Consider the following 23,719-nt stretch of genomic DNA (forward strand, 5'->3'; position numbering starts at 1 on the left):
GCCGGCCTTTTCCTTATATTCCCTTCAATCTGCGATGTCCCGTCTATTTCGGTCGCTCCCCGACATAAATCGTGGCGATGCCGAAGGTTCGGTCGAAATACTTCAGATCGCCGAAGCCCGCCTGCGCCATCAAGCCGACAAAGGTCTTCTGGTCGGGGAATTCAAGGACCGAATCGGGAAGATACTGGTAGGCGCTGCGCCGTGAGAGGAGGCCGCCGATGAAGGGGAGGACTTTGCGGAAATAAAAGTAGTAGAGCCCCCGAAAAAAGCGGCTGGAAGGGTTGGAAAACTCGAGAATGACGGCCCTCCCCCCCGGCTTGAGGACCCGAAACATCTCCTGGAGACCGGCGAGGCGATCGACCACGTTGCGGATGCCGAAGGCGATGGTCACGCCATCGAAAACCGCCGAAGGGTGCGGCATCGATTCGCAGGGGGCGTTCACCAGGACGATGCGGTCGCGATAGGGGGATTGGGCTATTTTTTTCTGGCCGTGGACCAGCATCCCCTGGGTAAAATCCTCACCGACGATGAGGACCGATTCGGGGGTCCGGGAGGCGATCTCGAGAGCGACGTCCCCCGTTCCGGTGGCGACGTCCAGGACTCTCCCTCCCGGAGGAATCTGCAGTTGCCCGACGGCAAAGGTCCGCCAGCGACGGTCGATCCCCAGGGAGAGGAGACGGTTCAATAAATCGTAGCGGGGAGCGATGGCATCGAACATCTCGCGAATCCCCCGCCCTTTCTCGGACAATTTGAACATACCGGCAGCTCCCGAAAGACGTGCAACATAATAAGGGTGGCGCCGGATTTTCTAACATATCGGCGCCTAAATTGTCAGCAAAAAAAGGCTTTTGCCTCCCGTCTCCCTTCGCCCTTCTCCCCGTCTCCCCTTCCCTGCCTATTATTTTTTAAAACCCCGTTAAAATTGTTCTCCCGATTCATGCACGACTCATCCGTTATGGTAGAATTGGACCTGATTCTCCAGGCGAAACACCGTACCCGAAAAGTCCAAAGGGAGTCTCCCTCCCAAATTCACCGGAAAATTGGGGCTTTAGATAAAACGATATTTGCAACTTCCGTCGTAGAATCGCCCCTGTTTTCAACAAACAACGTTATGGATTTGTGATTATTTAACCGAAAGTAAACGTGAGCATCGGCCAGAAAAAAGCAAATATGCTTATATTTTCGAATATTTACTTGTGTTTTATTTTTTTTCGTCTTGGTAAAAAAATATGATTGACATAAATAAAACATCGTATTATTTTCTTAGCACAGAGATCGGGGAAAACCGCTTCGCAGGCGGCATCCACCCTTCGGCCTCCGGGGTCACTCAAATCACAAGGGAAAACAGGGCACAGATACTCGGCCCGACGAGGAGTAGTCAATTGCCCATTCGAGGAAAAGATTCCTATTCCATTCAATCGGTGGAAAATGCCCTGAATGTCCTCGAGGCGCTCTGCGAAGAAGAGGGGGAAGTCAGGGTCTCTCGCCTGAGCGAAAAACTCGGCATGAACAAGACAAGCGTCTTTCGCCTGCTGGCGACCTTCGAAAACCGCGGATATGTCGAACGGGGAGACGCTTCAGGAAAATATCGCCTCGGTCTTTCGGCCTACGAGATGGGGCAGAAATTTCTTTTGAAAATGGGTGTCCTCAGAAAGGCCCGCCCGAGCATGGACCGGTTGGTCCGCGAATGCAACGAGGCGGTCTACCTGGCGATCCGCAAAGACAGGGAAGTTTTGTTTCTCGACGTCGTCGATACTCCGCAACAGGTCCGCATCGTCTCCCTTGTCGGAAGACGCTACCCCCTGGAGGGAACGGCGGCGGGAAAGATCTTTTTGGCGGTCCCCCCCGGGGTTCCGTATGAATCGAAAAACCCCCAGGGCGATCTTCCGGCCGGATGCTCCTCCAAGGACCTGGAAGAGATCCAGACCCGCGGATCGGCCGAGGATACAGGAACCCTCGGTGACGGCATATCGAGCATCGCCGTCCCCATCCTTGAAGTCTCCGGAAAGCTCGCCGGGGTCCTGTGCATAGTCGGCCCCGACTTTCGCATGAGCCCGGATGTCATAGAGCGGGAGCTCCTCCCCCGCCTCAAGGATGCGGGGAGAACCGTCTCCTCAAAACTCGGATACATGGGCCATCACCCCGGCAGAGACTTATATTGACAGGAAATGAAGCATTGAAAGAAAGGAGGCCGGAATAGGTCACTCGAATGTAGTACCCCCTGGCCCGAAATAAAAAGCGGGCCAACCATTCGCGTTCAGGTTTTGCAAAGAATCACTTCAAAAGGAGGCATTCATGGTTCAACACGACGAGGCAGCTTATTGGAAAGCAACGCTGGCCCTGATCAGGAACGTTTTGATCGTATGGTTCGTTGTTTCGTACGGATTCGGCATCCTGCTGGCACCGATGCTCAACAACATTCAACTCGGCGGTTATCCGCTCGGTTTCTGGTTCGCCAATCAGGGATCCATGTACATCTTCGTGATACTCATCTTCGTCTATGCGAAGCTGATGGGCAACATTGACCAAAAATTTAATGTTCACGAAGAATAGGGAGAATTAACATTATGACTCTTCAAGCAACGACCTATCTCATCGTCGGTCTCTCCTTTGCCCTGTACATCGGCATCGCTATCTGGGCACGCGCCGGAAGCACCAAGGAATTCTATGTTGCCGGCGGTTCGGTTCACCCCGTCCTCAACGGCATGGCGACCGGCGCCGACTGGATGTCGGCGGCGTCCTTCATCTCCATGGCCGGCCTGATCTCCAACATGGGCTACGGCGGATCCCTCTTCCTCATGGGGTGGACCGGCGGCTACGTCCTGCTCGCCATGCTCCTGGCCCCCTACCTGCGCAAGTTCGGCAAGTTCACCGTCCCCCAGTTCTTCGGCACCCGCTACTACTCCAAGGCGGCTTCCGGCACCGCCGTGGCCTGCCTGCTGATGGCCTCGACCACCTACATCATCGGCCAGATGACGGGCGTCGGCGTCGCCTTCTCCCGCTTCCTCGGCGTCTCCAGCTCCACCGGGATCTACATCGGGATGGCCATCGTCTTCATGTACGCGGTCTTCGGCGGCATGAAGGGGATCACCTACACCCAGGTCGCCCAGTACTGCGTCCTGATCCTCGCCTACACCGTGCCGGCGATCTTCATTTCGCTGCACCTGACCGGCAACCCGATCCCGCAGCTCGGCCTCGGCTCCGACCTAGTTAACTCCAATGTCGCCCTGCTGCACAAGCTCGACCTCATCGTCCAGGATCTCGGCTTTGGCAAGTACACCACCTCCGTGCCCGGCAGCACACTGAACATGTTCGTCTACACCGTCTCGCTCATGATCGGCACCGCCGGCCTGCCGCACGTCATCGTTCGCTTCTTCACCGTCCCCAAGGTCAAGGACGCCCGTTCCTCCGCCGGCTGGGCCCTGGTCTTCATCGCCATCCTCTACACCACCGCTCCGGCCGTGGCCGCTATGGCGAAGATGAACCTCCTTAAAACCGTCAATCCGACGATCATGGCCGAAAACAGCGACCTCTTTGCTCCCGATGCCCAGCTCGTCCATGCCGATCGCCCCGCCTGGATGAGCCGCTGGGAAGTCACCGGCCTCCTCAAGTTCGAAGACAAAAACGGCGACGGCCGCATCCAGTACTACAACGACAAGAGCAAAAACGAAGCTTTCCAGGCCAAAGCGGCTGCCGCCGGCTGGAAGGGGAGCGAACTCACGGTCAACGCAGACATCATCGTCCTCGCCAACCCGGAAATCGCCCTGCTGCCGAACTGGGTCATCGCCCTGGTCGCCGCCGGCGGTCTCGCCGCAGCGCTCTCCACGGCGGCCGGTCTCCTGCTCGCCATCTCCTCGGCGATTTCCCACGACCTCTTGAAAGAGATGTTCATGCCTGACCTCTCGGAGAAGGCCGAACTGCTGGCCGGCAAGATCGCCATGGCCTTCGCCATCGTCGTCGCCGGCTATCTCGGTCTGAATCCCCCGGGCTTTGCCGCCGGTACTGTCGCCCTCGCCTTCGGCCTGGCCGCCAGCTCCATCTTCCCGGCGCTGATGATGGGGATCTTCAGCAAGACCATGAACAAGCAGGGTGCCATCGCCGGCATGCTCGCCGGTATCGGCGTCACCATGTTCTACGTCTTTGCCCACAAGGGGATCTTCTTCGTCAAGGGGACTGAATTCCTCGGCGTCATCGGCGGTGCCAACTCCTTCTTCGGCATCACGCCGGAAGCCTTCGGCGCCATCGGTGCCTGCTTCAACTTCGCCGTCGCCTTTGCCGTCAAGAACATGACCCCGGCGGTTCCTCAGGATATTGCCAACATGGTTGAGCAGGTCCGTATCCCCCGCGGTGCCAAGGCCGTTGACGGAGCGCATTGATCCATCCGCCATTCGGCTAGCCTGACCTGCCGACATTCCATGAACCCCGCCAGTCGTGCTGGCGGGGTTTTTTTCTCAACATTTGTCTTGCCCGCTGCGCCATTCTCGGGTAAAAATTGAATTTTTCTGGACTTATCCGATTCAACCGGGACCAAGGGAGCCTTAAATGATCCATCATTACGCCAAGTTCATCCTCGAAACGGGACTCTACCTGGCCCTCTTCCCCATGGCCTTCTTCTGGCTGCGCCGGGCCGGGCGCATTTTCATCAAACACGATTATTCTGAAGTGGCCCTCAAAGGCGGCGCATCCCCCGCCAATCCCAAACGCTGGGCGCCGGCTACCGGACTGGTCAACCTGGCGGCCGGAGCCATCGCCGTCTGGCTGATCATCACCATCCCCCTCGGACGGTATTCCTTCGACAAATGGATCGAATTCGCCGGTCTGACCCTGTGGACGAAGATCCTTCTCGACTACATCGTCAGCCGCCAGGCCCACCCCTTTCATTTCGGCAGGAAGAAAAAAAAGATCTCCGACGACTCCGATCCCGTTTCGCCGGAGGAATAAGTTCCGCCCAGGGTAATTTTCGGCTCCCCGAAGACGGGTGAGGACAGAGTTTCCCGGGAACAATTCCTGCAAGAAAAGACCTCCGAGGTCTGGACAGAATCTTCTCGATTGATGCCTGGGGTCGATCCATGGATTTGAACAAGACGCTGCGGGAGACAGAACCCTTCAATCGACTCCCTGACGACCTTTTTGCCGAGTTCAGTCAGGCGGCGATCCTCAAAACCTTCCCACCCGACACCCCCATCTTCAATCAGCACGATCCCCCCACCGGTTACCTCTACGTCATCAAACAGGGACAGGTGGAAATCGTCGTCACCACCCCGGGCGGCGGCCAAATGGTCGTCGACGACCGCAAGGACGGCTCCTTTTTCGGCGGCACCCCGGTCTTCACCGACGAGGAGTACACCGCCGGCGCCAGGGCGGTCAAGGCGACCGAGTGTTACCTCATCCCCGCGGCGCTCCTTGTCAAGGCGGCCAGAGACTTTCCCCACATCGCCGAATATTTCACCCGGGCGATTTTTTCCAGGGTCCGCAGCCTTTACTCGGATATGGTCGCCGAGCACGCAGAGAACGCGCTCGTACAGATGGACGCCTATCCCTTTAAAAAGCGTCTCTCCGAGATCATGTCGTCGCCGGCGGAATTCTGCACGCCGTCGACAGGCGTCACCGAAATTGCCCGGACCCTGGTCAAAAAAGGGATCGGCGCCATCCTGGTTTGCGATGACTCCAGACGTCCCCTCGGCATCATTACCGAACGGGATCTGGTCGCCAAGGTCCTGGCCAGCGACGACCCCGAGAGTTTTGCCGCCACCGCCGCCGAGGTCATGACACCCGATCCCCGGACCATGGCGCCGGACACCTACATGTTTGAAGCCACCACCTTCATGGTGCAGCACAAAATCAGACACTTGCCCGTCGTCGACGAGGGCAGGCTGGTCGGCATCGTCTCGCTGCAGGAGTTAATGAAATTCCGCAGCCAGAAGTCGGTGCTGCTGATGGCGAGCATCAAGGAGGCCGGGTCCGTCGCCGAACTGACGGCCATCAAGGGCGAAATCATCAAGATCGCCAAAACCCTCATGAGCGAAGCACGCTCGCAGATCGAAACGATGGAGATTCTCTCCTCCCTCCACCACAGCATCCTGCGCCGCGCCTTTGAGCTGGTCCTCGAGGAGATGCTCCGGCAAGGGATGTCTCCTCCCGACATCAAATACTGCTTCATCATCATGGGGAGCGGCGGGCGCAAGGAGATGCTCCTCGACCCGGACCAGGACAACGGCCTTATTTTCGAAAACTATCCCGAGGACCAGGACGCCGCCGTCGAAGCCTTTTTCGTCCCCTTTCTGGAAAAGCTGATCGCGACCTATGCCGAAATCGGCTACCCGCGCTGCAAGGGGGGGGTCATGGCCAGCAACCCCTTCTGGCGTGGGCGACTCAAGGAGTGGCAGGCCAAAGTCGGCCGTTGGGTCAATACGCCGGAACCGCAGCGAGTCCGGTATTCAACCATCTTCTTCGATTTCATGCCCCTGGTGGGAGATCCCTCCCTCGGCCAGAAATTGCGCAGGATTGTCAATCGGGAAATCAGCCGCTTCCCGCTCTTCCTCCACTTCATGATGAACCTGGATTACAAGCACAAGGTCCCGCTCAATCTGCTCGGGCGGTTCAGCCTGGAACGGGAGGAAGAACACAGGGGGACCCTCTCCCTCAAGCAGACCGGCAGCATCTTCATCGTCGACTGCATCCGGATGTTCATGCTGGAAAAGCAATTCTACGCCCCGACGACCATCGAGCGACTCGATCACCTGGTGAAACTGAAGGCCTTCAATTCCGAGACGGCCGAGCATATCAAGGCCGCCTTCGAGGCCTTTACCTACCTGCGCCTGCGCAACGAAATCGCCCTGATCGAACAGGGCCGGTCCCCTTCTCACTATCTCGACCCCTATGCCCTGACCAGGGCGGAGCAGGAACTCCTCCGGGAGGCCTTTCGCGCCGCCAGCAAGCTGCAGGACTCGACCAAGCGGCACTTCAACGTCGGCTGACTGCCACCCTCCCCCGGCCACCCAGGCCGAGAGCCCGATTCAAAACAAGTCCCGCCGGATTTTCGACTCCCGGTGTCCAGTCCAAATCTCTCCATCGACCAACCGATTGAATATCTTATTGATTTTTGTTCGAAACACTGTATTATTTTCGACTATCAATGGCCCCGGTACCCGCCCCGCACCTCCGCCCCAGCGCATCGCGTTTTCGAGAAAGGTTGTTCCATGGCCGCCAGAGAACGGATAGACGTCAATTTTTTCCGGCCCTCGACGCCCGGTATGAAAGCCGAAGCGCGGATCGCCGCCTCGGTCCTCATCTTCTGGTCCCTCCTCAGTTTCGGGATTCCCCTCCTTATTTTCCTCGCCGGCCTCAGCGATCCTTCGGGCCTCGGCGAGTCGTTCATCACCCGGGCCCGCTTCCTCGGCTTCCCCCTCCACTACTGGCTTGTCGCCCAGGGTTGCACCATCGGATACATTCTCCTCTGCAAGCTCTATTGCCTCCTCTGGGACCGGAGAGTCATCCCGGCCCGGCGATTGCGCCCCTGAAAACATGCCAGGAAGACTCATGACCAAGACGAGATGGATGACGTGCACGGGGCTTGCTCTCATTGCCCTTTTCTCCAGCTGCGGTTATCTCTTTGCCGCCGCCGGCGAGGAGATCTATCAGGTCGAACCGGGGTTCAAACTCGTCCCGGCCATCATCATGGTGAGTCTGCTCGGCGTCTATCTCGTCGTCGGCGTCCTCTCCCGAGTCACCGAAACATCGGGATACTGGGTGGCCGGACGGGGGATCGGCAAGTTCGGCAATGGCGCCGCCATCGCCTCGGACTGGATGTCCGCCGCCTCCTTCATGGGGGTGGCCGGGCTCCTCTACCTCAAGGGGTGGTTCGGCCTCGGCTACATCATCGGCTGGACCGGCGGCTACGTCCTCCTCCTCTGCCTGATCGCCACCCAGATCCGCCGTTTCGGCAAGTACACCATTCCCGAGTTTCTCGGCGACCGCTACGACTGCCATACGGTGCGCCTGATCGCCGCCGCGGTCACCGTCATCATTTCCATTACCTACTCCACCGCCCAGTTCAAGGGGATCGGCCTGATCTGCGGCTGGATCTTCGGCATGAGCTACAACGCCAGCGTCTTCTTTGCCGCCGGCGTCGTCCTCGCCTATATGCTCATCTCCGGCATGTCCGGGGTGACCCGCAACCAGCAGATCCAGTATGTCGTGCTGATTTCCGCCTTCATGATCCCCCTGTGGATCCTCATCAAGAAGGCCGGAGGCGCCGGAATCCTCCCCCAGTACGAATACGGAGCCATCCTTTCGGACCTTCTCGAGGGGAAAGTCGCCAGCGGCACCCTCGGAGCCGCCGAAATCGAAAAGGTCCGCCGGACCTATCTCCCCTGGGGAGCCGGCAGCTTCTACCAGTTCATCGCCCTGGTCTTTACCCTCATGGTGGGAACGGCCGGCCTTCCCCACATCATGATCCGCTTCTACACGGTCAAGAGCGAAGAAGTCGCCCGCAAGTCGGTCCTCTGGGGACTCTTCTTCATCGGCCTCCTCTACTGGTCCTCCCCGGTCTATGCCGTTTTAGGCAAGTTCTGGAATCCCCTCGGAAACCAGCAGGTCGCCGACGTCATCATCCTTTCGGCTCCGGAAAGAGCCGGAATGGGGATCGCCTACATCGGTTATCTGGCCGCCGGCGCCATGGCGGCCGGACTTTCCACCGTCGCAGGCCTCCTCATCGCCGGGGCCTCGGCCATCGCTCACGACTGGTACGCCACCGTCTTCAACCCCGCTGCCACCGACCGGCAGCAACTCTTCGTCGGCCGGATCTTCACCGCGGCCCTCTGCGCCCTGGTCGTCTTCACCGCCCTCAACCCCCCGGCGCTGATCGCCCAGATCGTCGCCATGGCCTTCGCCATCGCCGGCAACACCATTTTCCCCGTGGTCGTCCTCGGCATCTGGTACTCGGGATCCAATAAATACGGGGCCCTGGCCGGGATGATCTGGGGGTTCGGCATGACCCTGATCGCCATGGCCGGATGGATCGCCGGAATCCCCATGTTCGGCGCCGAAGGCCTCCTTCCGGCGACCTCCTCGGCCCTTCTCGTCTGCCCGATTGCCTTTCTCCTCAATATCCTCGTCTCCAACCTCATGGCGGACAGGATCTCCGAGGAGTCGGCGGACAGAAGCGACAACATCCTGCGCAAACTCCACAACCTCCCCGGCCAGGTGGATGAAGCTCCCTCCGGGAAAAACTCCCTGGCACCCTCATGAATGAACGGTCCCAGCCATGAAACGCTTTTTCACCCGCCGGCGTCTGGCCATGCCCCTGGCCGTCATCGGCATCGCCCTGATGGGGGCGGACATCCTTTTGACCCGCAACGTCTTCATTCATGTCGGCGAACTGATGGTCGCAAGCCTTGCCTGCTTCGTCCTCGCCCTGGTCCTCGACCGCAAACCGAAAGGGACCACGGCCCCTCCGGGACCGCTCGAGCAGACCGGACCCGGACGGTGAAATCGGTTGCCATTTAAGGGATTAATGCTAGAGTAAACGCCGATATGCAGTTGTCGATCCGGGCCCCTTTCAACGGGGGGCTTTTGCAACGGCCTCACCATCGCCGCCCCTCCCTCAATTCCGGGTGATCAATGAGCCTCATCAAGCACCTCAAGGACACCGAGCCGTTCAACCACCTCCCCGACCACGTCTATCAGGAAATCCGCACCGGCGCCAGGCTGCAGAAGTTTCCCCAAGGGACCTTCATCTTTCAGCAGAATGACCCGCCGACGGGGTACCTCTACGTCATCAAGGAAGGGCTGGTGGAGATCACGGTCATGACTCCGGGGGGGATCGACATGGTGGTCGACTACCGCAAGGAAGGATCCTTTTTCGGCGGCACCCCCATCTTCACCGGCGATCCCTACACCGGCGGCGCACGCACGGTCAAAGCGACGGAATGCTACCTGATTCCCGAGAGCATTCTGATGAAGGCGGAGGAGGAGTCCCCCGAGCTCCGCGACTATTTCACCCGCATCGTCCTCTCCCGCGTCCGCCAGCTCTATTCGGAAATCGTCGCCGATCACAACCGCCACGCCGTCACCCAGATGGAGGCCTACCCCTTCAAGAAGCGCCTCTCCGAAATCATGGAGTCGCCGGTGGAGACCTGCCCCCCCGACGAGCCGGTCCGGCGGGTGGCGCGGCGGCTGACCGACAAAAAAATCGGCGCCATGCCGGTCGTCGGCACCGACGGCACCCTCCTCGGGATCATTACGGAAAGGGATCTCGTCTCCAAGGTTCTGGCCACCGACGGAACGGACCCTTCGACGATGCAGGCCCTCGATGTCATGAGCCGCAATCCCCAGACCATGCCCCCCGGAACCTACATGTACGAGGCGATGGCCTACATGACCAGCCACCACCTCAAACACCTGCCGGTGGTCGACCGGGGCGAACTGGTCGGAATCGTTTCCCTGCGCGACCTGATGAAATACCGCAGCCAGAAGGCGATGCTGCTCATCGGCAACATCCGCGAGGAGCAGACCCTGGAAGGGCTGAAGGCGATCCACCAGGAAATCGTCACCGTCGCCCGCACCCTCCTCTCCGAAACGCGCAGCACTCCGGAGGTGATGGAGATCCTCTCCTACATCCATCACGGCATCATCAAGCGGGTCTACGAGCTCTGCCTGGAGGAGATGAAGGCCGAGGGGAAGGAGCCCCCCGCCATCCGCTACTGCTTCCTGATCATGGGGAGCGGCGGCCGCCGGGAAATGCTCCTCGCCCCCGACCAGGACAACGGCTTCATCTACGAAAACGTCCCCGACGAGAGACTCCCGGAGGTCGAGGCCTTCTTCATCCCCTTCGCGGATAAGATCGTCCAGGCGCTGAGCCGGGTCGGCTACCCCCTGTGCAAGGGGAAGGTGATGGCCGACAACCCCTCCTGGCGGGGACGGCTGAAGGACTGGCAGGCGCGGATCAAGGACTGGGTCAACGACCCGGAGCCGCAGAAGGTGCGCTACTCATCCATCTTCTTCGACTTTGCTCCGCTTGCCGGCGATGTGCAGCTGGCCCACGACCTGCGCGACATCGTCCACCGGGAAATCCGTGAGTTTCAGGCTTTTCTCTACCACATGATGTCCCTGGACCTGCGCTACAAGGTCCCCGTCGGCTTTCTCGGCCGCTTCGTTGTCGACAAGGACGGCGAGCACAGGGGGGAGCTCTCCCTGAAGCAGGGGGGGAGCATCTACATCGTCGACTGCATCCGCATGTTCGCCCTCGAGCGGGGGCTGCAGGCCATTACCACCCAGGCACGGCTCAAGGAGTTGGTGAGCCTCAACGTCTTCGCCATGGAGACCGCCGAACACATCCGCGCCGCCTTCGAAGCCCTGACGTTTCTGCGGCTGCGCAACGAAATCGCCCTCACCGATCAGGGAAAGAGGCCGAGTCACTTTCTCGATCCCTATGCCCTCACCAAGACCGAACAGGATCTGCTCAAAGAATCGTTCCACGCCGTAAGCAAGCTGCAGGACGCCACCAAGCGCCATTTCGCCCGCACCCCCTTTTAACTCAGCGGATCCGGACCAGATGCACGGCGCAGGAGATGCAGGGATCGAAGGCGCGCACGATCTGCTCCGCTCCTGAGGCCAGCAGCGCCTCATCGGTCACCTCCTGCAGGTCGGCGAGGATCTGCGCCGCCATCGCCTCCTGATTGATGGCGGTGGGGGTGACGATATCGGCCCGGGCCACCCGGCCGCCATCATCGAGAACATAGGAATGGACCAGCAGTCCCCGCGGCGCCTCGATCACTTCCGTCCCGACGCCCGCCCCCACCCGCACCTCCCCCCGCAGCGCTTCATCCTCCCCGAGCGCAAGGATCTCCCGGGTCAGGACCCGGGCCCGCCGCAAGGCGTCCACCAGCTCCATGGCCTGGGCGGCGTTGTTGGCAAAAATGCCGGAAGGAAGCCCCCTCTCCTCCCCTCCGCTATTGCGCAGGCGGGCGAGGGCGCCGGTCAGGAAGGGCCCTGCCGCACCCCGGGACGACTTGGCGTGGGACCCGGGGAGGGCCTCCTCGCCGAGAAGCTCCCGGTACCTCTCGGGCGCCATCGTCCGTCCCGAAAGCGACAGCCCCCGGCCGAAGAGGTGGAGACCCTCCCCCCCGGAGACCGAGAGGGGAAGACCGATTGCCCCTGAAGACGGGGGATAGCTCTGCGGCGAGGCGAAAACGGCCAGCAGGTCGACGAGGCGCCCCTCCCAGGCTTCCAGCTCCTCGGCCAGTCCCTGCAGACGGGACCGGTCCGGAAGGCGCAGAATCCCACCGACTTCGATATTGACCGGGTGAATGACCCGTCCCCCCGAGATCTCCTGAATCCGGTTCCCCAACCTCTTGAGCTCGAGCCCCTCCCGGGCCTGGGCGCTCCCTCCGGCCACCAGGGCCAGGACGCTCTCCACCCCGAGGATATCCGGCAGCACCAGGCAAAAGAGATGCAGGGCGTGACTTTCGATGTGCCCCCCGAGCACCAGAAGTTCCCGCACCAGGCGGGCGGCGGGGGGTACGGACACCCCCAGCGCCCTCTCCAGGGCGGCGGCTGAGGCGACCCGGTGAACCGAAGAACAGATGGCGCAGATGCGGCAGACCAGGGCCGGAATCTCCTGCCAGGAGCGTCCGATCACCAGCGACTCGAAGAGCCGGGGTGATTCGATCAGGGCGACCCGGACCGCAGAGAGCCTGCCGCGGTCGAGATCGAGTTCGACCCGCCCATGCCCTTCCACCCGGGTCAGCGGTTCAAGACCAATGGTTTTCAAGAATCCTCCCGGCAAAGCGGCCGATCAGCGCCCGCACCTCCCGTTCCGAAAGCCCCGACTCCAAAAGCAACCGGAAACCCTCCTCAAGATTGGCCTCCGCCGTCAATCCCCGGCACCCCTCGCAAACGACCCCGAAGGACGGACACTTGGCCCGGCAGCCGGCCCGGGTGACCGGCCCGAGACAGGGGAGTTTTTTTTCGATGAGGAGACAGAGATTTTCCCGCCAGCGGCATTCCATGCACACGGCATAGGGGGGGAGATCGGCGACCCCCCCGCGGGCCAGGGCCCCGAGGGCCGTCAGGTATTCCTCCTCTTCCGGCGGGCAGCCGGCTATCTCCAGATCGACCTTGACGAAATGTTTGAGCGGCTGCGGCGGAAAGGTATTCATCTGTCTGGCGCCGTCGCCGTACACCCGGGTGCAGGCCAGCGACCGGTCCCGGTCGTCGAGCACATTGACCCCGCCGCTCAGGGCGCAGGCCCCGACGGCGGCCAGGAGGCCGGCCCGTCGCCGCAACTCCAGCAGCCGGCCGAGTTCCTCGGGCCGGGAAATCGATCCCTCGACGAGAGCGAGGTCGAGGGGTCCGCCGTCATCGGCGCGGGAGGAAGCCATGGAAAATGAGACAAATTCGCAGGTGGCAGAGAGCCGGGCCAGTTCCCCTTCGCAATTGAGAAGGGTCAGCTGGCAGCCGCTGCAGGAGGTAAAACGCTCATAGGCAACCCGAAGACGCTTCAACCTTCTCCTCCTAAATGGCTTCCGGCAGCTGCCGGAGACGCGCCAGGGAAAAGACCGGTCCTTCGCAACAGACGAAGACCCCGGAGGTGACGCAGTGACAGCACTCCCCGACGCCGCACCGCATGCGCCGTTCGAGGGTGGCGAAAATGGCCTCGGCGGGGATCCCCAGGCGGGCGAGCTCCTCGAGAACGCAGCCGTACAGGGCGGGAGGACCGCAGACCGCGGCGGTCGTCCGGCCGGGAGTGAGGGCGAGCTTCTCGAGCAGGCTGGTGACCAGTCCGACGCGGCAGAAAAAGCTCTTTGCCGCCCAGGGGAGCTCGGTGGCAAAGTCGACGGAAAAGCGCACCTGCACGGCGCCGCTGCGACCGAGCGTTTCGAGCTCATCGCGAAAAAGAAGGGACTCCGGGTCGCGGGAGCCGTAGAGGAGGATGATCTCCCCGAACCGCTCTCGCTCGGAGAGCAGGGCCTGGAGGAGGGCGCGCAATGGAGCCATCCCCAGCCCCCCGGCGACCAGCAGGGCGTCCCTGCCGTAGAAGGCATCGAGGGGAAAGCCGGCGCCGAAGGGTCCGCGCACCCCGAGACGCGCTCCCGGCGCCAGCCGGTAGAGGGCATCGGTGACCCGGCCGGCGCGGCGGATGCAGCAGACCAGCGCCGTGCCGGTTCGATAGGCGCAGGAGGACACGGGGAAAGCGCCGATTCCCGGCAGGGAGAGTTCGACGAACTGACCCGGCGCGACGCCGAGCTCCTTTTCGACCCTGAAGGTGAAGAGATGATTGTCCCGCATCCGCTCGTCCACCGTTTCGAGACGCGCCGTTTGGGGGAGAAATCCGCTCCTCATAATCCCTCCCTCTCCACCAGGGCCTGGAGGACCTTCGAGATGTCGATGTCGACCGGGCAGTTCCTTCCGCAGCGTCCGCAGCCGACGCAGGAGACGACACCCCGGAGAGGGCCGAAGCCGAGGAATTTGTGCTCGAAGCGAAAGCGCAGCCGCTCCTTTCGCGTCGGCCGGAAGTTGTGCCCGCCGGCGACCAGGGCGTGGCTGGTGAAAAAACAGTTGTCCCACTGACGACGGCGGTGCACCTTCCCCCCGGCAACGGTATCGACGACGTCGAAGCAGGCGCAGGTCGGGCAGACGGCGCTGCAGGCGCCGCAGGAAAGACAGCGCCTGGCCGTCTCGAACCACAGGGGATCGGCGGCGCTTTCCCGGTGCAGCCGCGCCAGGGAAGCGGCGGGAGGAAAGGGGCGTTCCTCCTGGGAAGGCTTGGGCGGTTCGGCCTCTTCGGCCGTGCCGAGGACGCCGCCAAAGACCTCGAGAAGCTCCCTGCCCCGGGTGCTGCCGGCCCATACCCGATTGTGGTCGACGAAGAGGTCGAAGGGAGGGGGGGCGGAGGACGTCGGGCAGAAACAGCCTTCGCCGGGGAGGCAGGGCGTTCCGACGAGAAAGAGGGGCTGTCGCCGAGAGCGATAGAGGGAATCTTCGGCAAAGGCCCGATCGAGGTAATCCAGGGCGAAGAGGTCGCAGGAAAAGACGCCCAGAAGGGCAAGGGGTCCGGGCGTTTCGGGGGGATGATAGTCTTCCCCCTCCAGGGTCCACAGGGTTTCCTGCGGGGGGAGGACCACCTTTTTGGCGGGAAGGAGCGGCAGGTTCTCCCGGCTCAAATCCCCCCAGCGGTGCAGGGGGGCAATGCGACAGACCCCGTCGCTCCCCTGCTGGGCTCCGAGGACCTGGTGGTCGACGGCGAGGGCCTGCAACAGTCGATCGCCGAAATCATCGGGACAGGTGCGGCAAAACATGGGGGACCTCCGTGACTGGGAATCAGTCTATCACCCCCTCCGGCCATAACAAGATGAGGGGGAGCGGGACAGCGCCAGGGGCGGACCTTTTTTTTCGGGAGACATTAAAAATGCTTGCATTCCCTGCGAGGTCATGCTAGAAAATTCTCCATTACCTAGGTTGTGCAGCGTTATCAGCAGGTTATCCGGGGAAAGCAAACCGTGCAGCCCCTGAGGGCTTCACGGTTTTTTTTTATCCGGCGCCGAAATGACTGCACATCGCCCCGCGTGACCACCAAAGAGCAAAAGGAGCAGAAAATGGCAGAAGGCAGTGTGAAATGGTTTAACGATGCGAAGGGTTTTGGTTTCATCGAGCAGGACAACGGTACCGATGTCTTCGTCCACTTCTCCTCCATCCAGTCCGAGGGATTCAAATCCCTGGCCGAAGGGGATCGCGTTCAGTTCGACGTCACCCAGGGTCAAAAAGGCCCCCAGGCCTCCAACGTCCAGAAAATCTAGATTACAGACTCTCAGCCCTCCCCAAAAAGCTCCACGGCGCGCCGTGGGGCTTTTTTTTGTCCGCGGTGCCCTTTTATCCGCGGATCTCCCGGGACGCGCGCAACGTTTTTGCTATATGTTTACCGGGGAGTCATCTAAACTGACAGGCTCATCGCAGACAGGTCCATTGCCCGGAGGAAATCATTCATGCCCGCCACCGCCCTGCACACCGGCCAGACGCTCCACGGCTTCAAAATCACCGACATCATCCCCATCGCCGAACTCAACGCCACCCTGTTCCGGCTGCGCCACGAAAAGACCGGGGCACGCATGGTGCACCTGGCCACGGAGGATCCCAACAACCTCTTTGCCGTCGGCTTCCGCACCCCCCCCGCCGACTCGACGGGGGTCGCCCACATTCTCGAGCATACGGTCCTCTGCGGCTCACGGCGCTACCCGGTGCGGGACCCCTTCTTCACCATGCTCAAGCGCAGCCTCAACACCTTCATGAACGCCATGACGGCCAGCGACTGGACCCTCTACCCCTTCTCCAGCCAGAACACCAAGGACTTCTACAATCTCCTCGACATCTATCTCGATGCCGCCTTCTTCCCCCTGCTGCGGGAGAGGGATTTTCGCCAGGAGGGGCACCGCATCGAATTCGCCCGGCCGGACGACCCGCAGTCGCCGCTGGAATTCAAGGGGGTTGTCTATAACGAAATGAAGGGGGCCATGGCCTCCCCCCCCTCCCTCCTCGGCCGGCGCCTGGCCAAGGCCCTCTATCCGACGACGACCTACGGCCACAACTCCGGGGGAGAACCGGCAGAGATTCCCGACCTCACCTGGGAGGCGCTGCGCGCCTTTCACGCCAGCTACTATCACCCCTCCAACGCCTGGTTCTACACCTGCGGCAATCTCCCCCTCGAAAAGCACCTGGCCGTCATCGAGGAGAGGGTTTTAAGCCAGTTCGAGCGCCGCGAGGTGCAGAGCGAAGTCCCGCCGGAGATCCGCTTCGATGCCCCCCGGCAAGAAACGGAAACCTTCCCGCTGGCCCCCGGCGAGGAGACTGCGCGGCGGTCCCTGGTCCAGGTCGGCTGGCTGACCTGCGACATCTCCGACAGCTTCGAACGCCTGGCCCTGACCATCCTCTCCTCCCTTCTCGTCGGCAACCCGGCGGCGCCCCTGTACAAGGCCCTCCTCGACTCGGGGCTCGGGGATAACCTGGCCCCCGGCACCGGCTACAACGACGACAACCGCACCACCTATTTCGCCGCCGGCCTGCAGGGAACCGACCCGGACCAGGCCGCAGCCGTCGAGGCGCTGATCCTCTCCACCCTCGAGGAGGCGGCCCGCAGCGGCTTCTCCCCCGAACGCATCGAGGGGGTCATCCACCGCCTGGAATTCGCCCACCGGGAGGTCTCCGGCGACCACTACCCTTACCCGCTGGCCCTGCTGATGCGCCTCATGGGACCCTGGCTGCACAACGACGATCCCGTCTCGCCCCTGCAACTCGGCGACAACCTCAGGCGCCTGCGCCAGGAGATGGCGGCCGGCCCCTTCTTCCAGGATCTGATCCGCCGCCATTTCCTCGACAATCGCCATCGGGTCACCCTCACCCTGCGCCCCGATCCGACGCAGAAAGAGCGGGAGGACGCGGCCGCCGCAGAGCGCCTGGCGAAAGTGGCCGGCCGGCTCGACGCCGAACAGCGCCAGCAGCTCATCGATCAGGCCCGGGAGTTGGCCGCCGCCCAGGAAGCCGAGGAGGACATCTCCTGTCTGCCGACCCTGACCCGGGAGGACATCCCCGCCGAAGAGCTTCCGGTCTCGTCCAGCCTCAACCGGGAAGGCTTCCATGAGGTCCAGTGGTTCCCCCAGCCGACCAACGGCATCGACTACTTCATCGCCCACCTTCCCACCGCCGGACTCCCGGAGGAGCTCCTCCCCTACGTCCCCCTCTTCTGCACCATGCTCACCCAGATCGGCGCCGCGGATTGCAGCTACCTGGAGATGGCCGAGCGCATGGAGGCTCACACCGGGGGGATCCAGGCCGGGGCGGGAATCCTCGACGACCCCGGGACGCTGAGTGCCTTTGAAGGGGTGGTCGAACTCAAGGGGAAGGCGCTGCAGCGCAACCAGAAGCAGCTCTTTGCCATCCTCGCCGATCTCTGCCGGGCGCCGGATTTCTCCGACGTCAAACGTCTGCAGACGGTGATCGGCCAGATCAAGACGTCCATGGAGAATTCCATCCCCGCTTCCGGCCACAGCTACGCGGCACGGGCCGCGGCCAGCCGCCTCACCGCCGCCGCCGCCCTGCGGGAGACCTGGTCGGGCCTCAGCCAGTTCCGCCTGATCAAGGAACTCTCGACGCGCTCCACGGAGGAGCTCGCCCCGGTGGCCGAGCGGCTGCAGGCCATCGCCGCCACCTTGTTCCAGGGGCCGAACTTCTCCTGCGGCATCAGCGGCGAAGAAGCGTCCTTTGCCGCGGTGCGCGGCGGCCTGAGCGCCTTTTTCGGCGCCCTGCCGCCGGGGAGCGGCGAGTCGAGGCCGAGTGAAGCTCCCCCCTTCTCCCCGGCTCCCGCCCGCCTCGGCTACGCGACCTCGGTGCCGGTGGCCTACGTCACCCGGGTCTTCCGCACCGTCCCCTACACCCACGACGACAGCGCCCCCCTGATGGTGCTGGCCAAACTCCTGCGGGCCGGCTTCCTCCACCGGGAGATCCGCGAAAAGGGGGGGGCCTACGGCGGCCTCGCCGGTTACGATACCGAAGGGGGGCTCTTCTCCCTCCTCTCCTACCGCGACCCCCAGCTCGCCCGCACCCTGCGCGTCTTTGACCAGGCGGTGGACTGGGCGGCGGCCGGCACCTTCACCGACGACGAGATCGACGAAGCGATCCTGGCGGTCTTCGCCGACCTCGATCGCCCCCTCTCCCCCGGAGGGCGCGGCAACCGCGAGTTCGCCAACACCCGCCAGGGCCTCACCCTCGAGATGCGCCGCCACCTCCGCCGGGGGGTGCTGGCCACCGACCGCGCCCGGCTGATGGAGACCGCCAAAACCTACCTCGGCGCCGGCCGTTCCGAGAGCGCCGTCTCGGTCATCGCCGGGGAAGAGATGCTCACTCAGGCCAACGGGGAGTTGGGAAGCGAAGGGTTGACGATCGAGCGGATCTGATGCCGCATAGCTGAATCGATGGCGCTTGCGCGCCGCGCGCCCTGCCGGGCGCACAACAAAAAAGGCCCGAATCCTTGCGGATTCGGGCCTTTTTTCAGGTTCCGGTCAATAATTGCTACGGAAGAAAGGCTCCCTCCCCTTCGAGTCTGACTTCCAGGTAGGACCAGAGCACCGGACAGCCGGCTTTGATGGGAGCGCCGATGCGGGCGACAACCCGCTCGAAGGTGATGCCGTTCTCAACCCAGCTCTGCCCGTTGAAGGCCAGGTTGAGGATAGCGGGAATGGCGCGGTCGGCGGCATGGGCGAAGCGGGCTTCCGGAGTCTCGCCGGCCTCGAATTCCTCCCAGAGCTCCATCATCTCCGAGCGCTTGGGCTCCGGCAAGAATCTGAAAATGCGTCTTGCCGCAACCATTTCGGCTTCCTTGTGCTCTTCCCAACCGCCTTCGGCGTAGACGATCCGGTCACCGGTGTCGATTTCCCCGACATCGTGGATCAGCAGCATGCGCACCACCCGGTTGATATCGACCCCCGGGTCGGCGAATTCGGCCAGGGAAAGGGCCAGCACAGCAACCTGCCAGCTGTGCTCGGCAGCGTTTTCGAAGCGGTCCATGCCCAGCGGTCGGTTCTTGCGGGTGATCCCCTTGAGTTTGTCCAGTTCGCGGATGAAGTCGATGATCTGCTGCATGGTGGTTTCGGTGTCCGTCAAGAGAGTGGGAATTATTTTCGGCCAGATTAAATCATGGCAGGGGGATGAGCCAGGATTTAATCAATGTTGTTCCCGGTCCAGGCCCCTTTGCAGATCCAGGCGCAAAGGAGGGCGGTTCGACCAAGATCATTAACCCCGCCGGCCGCCAGGTCACGAGCGGTCGGGTAAGGCGCGGAATGGGGTGTTCCGAGAAAGAAAGCAGGGAGGGGTACACATTGGCCAAAGTCCTGTTATTTTTTAGTTCTGGCTCCGTGAATATCCGTCTCAATCATGACAAGCGGTTTTCACCCGCCAAAGTGGAGCAAACACCTCTTTCAAGACGTAACCATATAAAAAGGAAAGGTAAATCCATGACACGGACCGGCAAAGACTCACTCGGCACGCGCAAAACCCTGACGGTTGACGGAAAAGACTATGATTATTTCAGCCTGAAGGCTGCCGCCAATGAAATCGGCGATATTTCCCGACTGCCCTTTTCCCTGAAAGTGCTGTTGGAGAATCTGCTGCGCCACGAAGACGGCCGCTCGGTCACCGTTGAGGACATCAGGGCGGTAAAGAAATGGCTGGATAACAAGACCTCCGATGAGGAAATCGCTTTTCGCCCGGCGCGGATCCTGTTGCAGGACTTTACCGGGGTGCCGGCGGTGGTCGACCTGGCCGCCATGCGCGAAGCGATGAAAAACCTCTCCGGAGACCCGGACAAGATCAACCCGATGGCGGCTGTCGATTTGATTATCGACCATTCGGTGATGGTCGACGAGTTCGGGACGCCCGAGGCGTTCAAGGCCAATGTGAAGCGGGAGTTTGAAAGGAACGGCGAACGCTATGAATTTCTGAAATGGGGGCAGCAGGCCTTCCACAATTTCCGCGTGGTGCCGCCGGGCACGGGCATCTGTCACCAGGTCAATCTCGAATATCTGGGGCAGACGATCTGGAGCGAAGAAGACGAGGAATCCGGCAGCACCGTGGCCTATCCCGATACCCTGGTCGGCACCGATTCGCACACCACCATGATCAACGGACTCGCCGTCCTGGGCTGGGGGGTCGGCGGCATCGAGGCCGAGGCCGCCATGCTCGGTCAGCCGATCTCGATGATGATCCCGGAAGTCGTCGGCTTCAAGATGAACGGCAGGCTCAAGGAAGGCGCGACCGCGACGGATCTCGTTCTGACCGTCACCCAGATGCTCCGTGAAAAAGGGGTGGTCGGCAAATTTGTCGAATTCTACGGGGACGGGCTGGAAAACCTCAGCCTGGCCGACCGGGCGACCATCTCGAACATGTCCCCTGAATATGGCGCGACCTGCGGGTTTTTCCCCATCGACCAGGAGACCCTGGCCTATCTCGAATTTACCGGCCGGTCGCCCGAGCGCATCAGGCTTGTCGAAGCCTATGCCAAAGAGCAGGGGATGTGGCGGGAAAAAGGCCATGAGCCGGTCTTTACCGAGACCCTTTCGCTCGACCTGGCCGAGGTCGAGCCGGCCATCGCCGGCCCGAAACGGCCCCAGGATAAAATCCTGCTGAAGGATGCGGCCGTGGCGTTCAAGGCCCATCTGGCCAAAAACAGGGGCCTGACGCCCAAGGGGCCGGAAAGCGAAATGCTGGAAGAGGGCGGCATGCTCTCCGGTGAAGAGAGCAAAAAGGCCAATGCCCGACGCTATGCCCTTGAGGGCGTCGATTACGACCTGGGCGAGGGCGATGTGGTGATTGCCGCCATTACCAGCTGCACCAACACCTCCAATCCCTCGGTGATGCTGGGGGCGGGGCTGCTGGCCCGCAACGCCCTGGAAAAGGGGTTGCGCGTCAAGCCGTGGGTCAAGACCTCGCTGGCGCCGGGATCCCAGGTGGTGACCGACTATCTTGAAAAAGCCGGCCTGCAGGAGGACCTGAACGCCCTCGGCTTCAACCTGGTGGGCTATGGCTGCACGACCTGCATCGGCAACTCCGGGCCGCTCCCCGACCCCATCCGCAAGGCCATCGAAAAACACGACATGACCGTCTGCGGCGTGCTTTCCGGCAACCGCAATTTCGAAGGGCGCATCAACCCCCATGTCCGCGCCAACTATCTGGCCAGCCCCCCCCTGGTGGTGGCCTATGCCCTGGCCGGAAGCCTGAAAGTGGATCTGCTGAAAGACCCGCTCGGCCAGGACCAGGATGGCAAGGATGTCTATCTGCAAGACATCTGGCCCTCCAACCGGGAGATCGCCGAATTCATCGGCAAGGCGGTGACGCCGGAGATGTTCCGCGAACGTTATGCCAATGTCTTTGACGGCACCGAGGAATGGCAGGCCATCGACGGGGGCGGCGGCACGACCTATGACTGGAACCCGGATTCAACCTATGTGAAGAACCCGCCGTTCTTCGACGACATGAAGATCGAGCCCGAACCGGTGAAGGATTTGAAGGGGGCGTATTGCCTCGCCCTGCTGGGTGATTCGACCACCACCGACCATATCTCCCCGGCCGGGGCGATCAAGGCGGATTCGCCCGCCGGCCGCTATCTGCAGGAAAATGGAGTGGACATTCCCCATTTCAATTCCTTCGGTTCGCGCCGCGGCAATCACGAAGTGATGATGCGCGGCACCTTCGGCAATATCCGCATCAGGAACGAGATGCTCGACAATGTCGAGGGCGGTTACACCCTCCACGTGCCCAGCGGCGAGCAGATGGCGATTTTCGACGCGGCGATGAAATATCAGAAGGACGGGCAGGACCTGGTGGTGATTGCCGGCAAGGAATACGGCACCGGCTCCTCCCGCGACTGGGCGGCCAAGGGGACGATACTTTTGGGCGTCAAGGCGGTGGTGGCCGAAAGCTACGAGCGCATCCACCGCTCCAACCTGATCGGCATGGGGGTTTTGCCGCTGCAGTTCCGGGACGGCACCACCCGCACCAGCCTCGACCTGACGGGCAAAGAGACTTTCGACATCCAGGGGATGAATGATATCTCCCCGCGGGACGACCTGACCCTGACCGTCCATTACGAGGATGGCGGCACCAAGGAGGTGCCGGTGGCGGTCCGGATCGATACCGAGGACGAGATGGATTACTACCGGAACGGCGGCATCCTGCACTACGTTCTGCGGAATCTCGCCGGGTAGAATCCAGTTCAAGGAACTAAACTGTCGAGGGATGAGACTGAAAATCAGGGGGTCCCGGGGTCGGACCAAGCCAAGTCACCGTTTTTCAACAGAAAACATCCCAAAAATGTGCGTTTTTTGGCCCTATGGCCCCATTTTCGACCCCAAAAACAAGGCCATAATTTTCTTCTGTCTCCCGCAACATGTAGGCATCATCGCTTTCAGCAGTATCCCGATTGCGTCCTCGGAGCCCAAGAGCTGCCTGAGTTCTCAGAATAAACTCGGCGCTCCCGACAGCCACACTCTGCGACCAGGCCTCTTCCCGCTTATGAGGGCCTTGAAGGGCCTCTTCAATCCACCCCCCGTGAGCCGTTCTCAGCGCCTCCACACTACTTAGCTCCAGTGCGTCCGCGAGAGCATTCTGATCAACAATCGTATTTCGCCGCCTGTTTCCCTGGATCTCGTGGTAACCGCCATGAGCCCAATCTTCGGGATGATTTACCACCCCGGCTCGAACCATATTCAGGTCGACGTAGAGGAGACAGCGCTGCAGATGCTTTCCTGTCTCTATGGCAGTCGCGTGGTAGCGATCTTCCCAAAACGCGCCTTTTCGGTTCTTTCTTGCGTTGTATTCCTGGCCTGTTCGCCCGGCGACCAACTGGATCATGGCGGGGATATTGTTCCCTCCTCTGCCATCCCTGACAACGAGGTGGATATGGTTCGAAGTGATCGCGTAATTTAAAATCTCTACGCCAAACCTTTTGCGTGCCTGGTACAGCCAATGGATATAACGCTGTCGGGTTTGGGCGAACTTCAGCAAAAACTCCTGTTTGTGACACCGATGCGTGATATGCCAAACGTAGCCCGGCATAAAATAGCGATTGGCTCTTGGCACGGAATCCCCCCTCCAGAATGAATAACGACCTGTGTTTGGGTTATAGACCTATTTTTGCCCCTGAAAATCGACCCATAAGCCTCTTTTTGGGGGCAAA

Annotated in this window: 19 protein-coding genes; 12 read left to right on the plus strand and 7 right to left on the minus strand. The window is 61.5% G+C overall.

Annotated features, from left to right (window positions below):
* Positions 1 to 43: 43 nt before the first annotated feature.
* Entirely contained in the window at positions 44 to 757 is a 714-nt protein-coding gene (gene ubiE, locus DSOUD_RS13410) for a bifunctional demethylmenaquinone methyltransferase/2-methoxy-6-polyprenyl-1,4-benzoquinol methylase UbiE (RefSeq protein WP_053551483.1), read from the minus strand.
* Positions 758 to 1,382: 625 nt separating this feature from the next.
* On the opposite strand from ubiE, the gene DSOUD_RS13415 reads away from it, so the two are divergent.
* From DSOUD_RS13415 to DSOUD_RS13455, 9 genes are all read left to right on the plus strand, one after another.
* A complete protein-coding gene (locus DSOUD_RS13415) occupies positions 1,383 to 2,162 on the plus strand; it encodes an IclR family transcriptional regulator (protein ID WP_053551484.1) in 780 nt (259 codons plus the stop codon).
* Positions 2,163 to 2,295: 133 nt separating this feature from the next.
* Positions 2,296 to 2,553, plus strand: a complete 258-nt coding sequence (locus DSOUD_RS13420; protein WP_053551485.1) for a DUF4212 domain-containing protein — start codon at positions 2,296 to 2,298, stop codon at positions 2,551 to 2,553.
* Positions 2,554 to 2,567: 14 nt separating this feature from the next.
* Positions 2,568 to 4,376, plus strand: coding sequence for a sodium:solute symporter family protein (locus tag DSOUD_RS13425; protein WP_053551486.1), 1,809 nt, complete (start codon positions 2,568 to 2,570; stop codon positions 4,374 to 4,376).
* 166 nt (positions 4,377 to 4,542) lie between these two features.
* On the plus strand, positions 4,543 to 4,941 hold the full coding sequence (locus tag DSOUD_RS13430) for a hypothetical protein (protein ID WP_053551487.1): 399 nt from the start codon (positions 4,543 to 4,545) through the stop codon (positions 4,939 to 4,941).
* A 128-nt stretch (positions 4,942 to 5,069) separates the two neighbouring features.
* Positions 5,070 to 6,977 carry a DUF294 nucleotidyltransferase-like domain-containing protein gene (locus DSOUD_RS13435; RefSeq protein WP_053551488.1) on the plus strand — a complete coding sequence of 636 codons (1,908 nt, stop codon included), beginning with the start codon at positions 5,070 to 5,072 and terminating at the stop codon, positions 6,975 to 6,977.
* Positions 6,978 to 7,199: 222 nt separating this feature from the next.
* On the plus strand, positions 7,200 to 7,520 hold the full coding sequence (locus DSOUD_RS13440; protein WP_082351279.1) for a DUF4212 domain-containing protein: 321 nt from the start codon (positions 7,200 to 7,202) through the stop codon (positions 7,518 to 7,520).
* A gap of 19 nt (positions 7,521 to 7,539) precedes the next feature.
* Positions 7,540 to 9,249 (plus strand): VC_2705 family sodium/solute symporter, encoded by a 1,710-nt coding sequence (locus DSOUD_RS13445; RefSeq protein ID WP_053551490.1) that lies wholly within the window; start codon positions 7,540 to 7,542, stop codon positions 9,247 to 9,249.
* A gap of 16 nt (positions 9,250 to 9,265) precedes the next feature.
* Complete coding sequence (locus DSOUD_RS13450) at positions 9,266 to 9,490, plus strand: hypothetical protein (protein ID WP_053551491.1); 225 nt, start codon at positions 9,266 to 9,268, stop codon at positions 9,488 to 9,490.
* Positions 9,491 to 9,621: 131 nt separating this feature from the next.
* On the plus strand, positions 9,622 to 11,535 hold the full coding sequence (locus DSOUD_RS13455) for a putative nucleotidyltransferase substrate binding domain-containing protein (protein ID WP_053551492.1): 1,914 nt from the start codon (positions 9,622 to 9,624) through the stop codon (positions 11,533 to 11,535).
* 1 nt (position 11,536) lies between these two features.
* Here the strand turns inward: DSOUD_RS13455 and DSOUD_RS13460 are convergent, their stop codons facing one another.
* Genes DSOUD_RS13460 through DSOUD_RS13475 form a run of 4 tightly spaced genes read right to left on the minus strand, consistent with a single transcriptional unit; the run spans position 11,537 to position 15,299 of the window.
* Positions 11,537 to 12,772: a Ni/Fe hydrogenase subunit alpha gene (locus DSOUD_RS13460; protein WP_053551493.1), complete on the minus strand. Its 1,236-nt coding sequence runs from the start codon at positions 12,770 to 12,772 to the stop codon at positions 11,537 to 11,539.
* Positions 12,753 to 13,505 (minus strand): NADH-quinone oxidoreductase subunit B family protein, encoded by a 753-nt coding sequence (locus DSOUD_RS13465; protein WP_053551494.1) that lies wholly within the window; start codon positions 13,503 to 13,505, stop codon positions 12,753 to 12,755. The genes DSOUD_RS13460 and DSOUD_RS13465 overlap by 20 nt, the downstream gene beginning before the upstream one ends.
* 10 nt (positions 13,506 to 13,515) lie before the next feature.
* Positions 13,516 to 14,343: an FAD/NAD(P)-binding protein gene (locus DSOUD_RS13470; protein WP_053551495.1), complete on the minus strand. Its 828-nt coding sequence runs from the start codon at positions 14,341 to 14,343 to the stop codon at positions 13,516 to 13,518.
* A complete protein-coding gene (locus tag DSOUD_RS13475) occupies positions 14,340 to 15,299 on the minus strand; it encodes a 4Fe-4S dicluster domain-containing protein (protein ID WP_053551496.1) in 960 nt (319 codons plus the stop codon). The genes DSOUD_RS13470 and DSOUD_RS13475 overlap by 4 nt, the downstream gene beginning before the upstream one ends.
* Positions 15,300 to 15,596: 297 nt before the next feature.
* On the opposite strand from DSOUD_RS13475, the gene DSOUD_RS13480 reads away from it, so the two are divergent.
* Positions 15,597 to 15,797, plus strand: coding sequence for a cold-shock protein (locus DSOUD_RS13480; RefSeq protein ID WP_053551497.1), 201 nt, complete (start codon positions 15,597 to 15,599; stop codon positions 15,795 to 15,797).
* A 186-nt stretch (positions 15,798 to 15,983) separates the two neighbouring features.
* Positions 15,984 to 18,944: an insulinase family protein gene (locus DSOUD_RS13485; RefSeq protein ID WP_053551498.1), complete on the plus strand. Its 2,961-nt coding sequence runs from the start codon at positions 15,984 to 15,986 to the stop codon at positions 18,942 to 18,944.
* A gap of 115 nt (positions 18,945 to 19,059) precedes the next feature.
* Here the strand turns inward: DSOUD_RS13485 and DSOUD_RS13490 are convergent, their stop codons facing one another.
* A complete protein-coding gene (locus DSOUD_RS13490; RefSeq protein ID WP_053551499.1) occupies positions 19,060 to 19,629 on the minus strand; it encodes an HD domain-containing protein in 570 nt (189 codons plus the stop codon).
* A 371-nt stretch (positions 19,630 to 20,000) separates the two neighbouring features.
* Between DSOUD_RS13490 and acnA the strand changes: the two genes are divergently transcribed.
* Complete coding sequence (acnA, locus tag DSOUD_RS13495) at positions 20,001 to 22,748, plus strand: aconitate hydratase AcnA (protein ID WP_053551500.1); 2,748 nt, start codon at positions 20,001 to 20,003, stop codon at positions 22,746 to 22,748.
* An 85-nt stretch (positions 22,749 to 22,833) separates the two neighbouring features.
* Here acnA and DSOUD_RS13500 read toward each other — a convergent pair whose 3' ends face one another.
* Complete coding sequence (locus DSOUD_RS13500) at positions 22,834 to 23,622, minus strand: transposase (RefSeq protein ID WP_053551501.1); 789 nt, start codon at positions 23,620 to 23,622, stop codon at positions 22,834 to 22,836.
* Positions 23,623 to 23,719: the final 97 nt, after the last annotated feature.

The sequence above is a fragment of the Desulfuromonas soudanensis genome (genome assembly GCF_001278055.1).
GTDB classification, from domain to species: Bacteria; Desulfobacterota; Desulfuromonadia; order Desulfuromonadales; family WTL; genus Deferrimonas; species Deferrimonas soudanensis.

What these genes read in the sequence shown, in the direction of transcription:
- ubiE (WP_053551483.1), bottom strand. Translation starts at nt 757, where the DNA reads ATGTTCAAATTGTCCGAGAAAGGGCGGGGGATTCGCGAGATGTTCGAT.
- DSOUD_RS13420 (WP_053551485.1), top strand. Translation starts at nt 2,296, where the DNA reads ATGGTTCAACACGACGAGGCAGCTTATTGGAAAGCAACGCTGGCCCTG.
- DSOUD_RS13425 (WP_053551486.1), top strand. Translation starts at nt 2,568, where the DNA reads ATGACTCTTCAAGCAACGACCTATCTCATCGTCGGTCTCTCCTTTGCC.
- DSOUD_RS13430 (WP_053551487.1), top strand. Translation starts at nt 4,543, where the DNA reads ATGATCCATCATTACGCCAAGTTCATCCTCGAAACGGGACTCTACCTG.
- DSOUD_RS13435 (WP_053551488.1), top strand. Translation starts at nt 5,070, where the DNA reads ATGGATTTGAACAAGACGCTGCGGGAGACAGAACCCTTCAATCGACTC.
- DSOUD_RS13440 (WP_082351279.1), top strand. Translation starts at nt 7,200, where the DNA reads ATGGCCGCCAGAGAACGGATAGACGTCAATTTTTTCCGGCCCTCGACG.
- DSOUD_RS13445 (WP_053551490.1), top strand. Translation starts at nt 7,540, where the DNA reads ATGACCAAGACGAGATGGATGACGTGCACGGGGCTTGCTCTCATTGCC.
- DSOUD_RS13450 (WP_053551491.1), top strand. Translation starts at nt 9,266, where the DNA reads ATGAAACGCTTTTTCACCCGCCGGCGTCTGGCCATGCCCCTGGCCGTC.
- DSOUD_RS13455 (WP_053551492.1), top strand. Translation starts at nt 9,622, where the DNA reads ATGAGCCTCATCAAGCACCTCAAGGACACCGAGCCGTTCAACCACCTC.
- DSOUD_RS13470 (WP_053551495.1), bottom strand. Translation starts at nt 14,343, where the DNA reads ATGAGGAGCGGATTTCTCCCCCAAACGGCGCGTCTCGAAACGGTGGAC.
- DSOUD_RS13475 (WP_053551496.1), bottom strand. Translation starts at nt 15,299, where the DNA reads ATGTTTTGCCGCACCTGTCCCGATGATTTCGGCGATCGACTGTTGCAG.
- DSOUD_RS13480 (WP_053551497.1), top strand. Translation starts at nt 15,597, where the DNA reads ATGGCAGAAGGCAGTGTGAAATGGTTTAACGATGCGAAGGGTTTTGGT.
- DSOUD_RS13485 (WP_053551498.1), top strand. Translation starts at nt 15,984, where the DNA reads ATGCCCGCCACCGCCCTGCACACCGGCCAGACGCTCCACGGCTTCAAA.
- DSOUD_RS13490 (WP_053551499.1), bottom strand. Translation starts at nt 19,629, where the DNA reads ATGCAGCAGATCATCGACTTCATCCGCGAACTGGACAAACTCAAGGGG.
- acnA (WP_053551500.1), top strand. Translation starts at nt 20,001, where the DNA reads ATGACACGGACCGGCAAAGACTCACTCGGCACGCGCAAAACCCTGACG.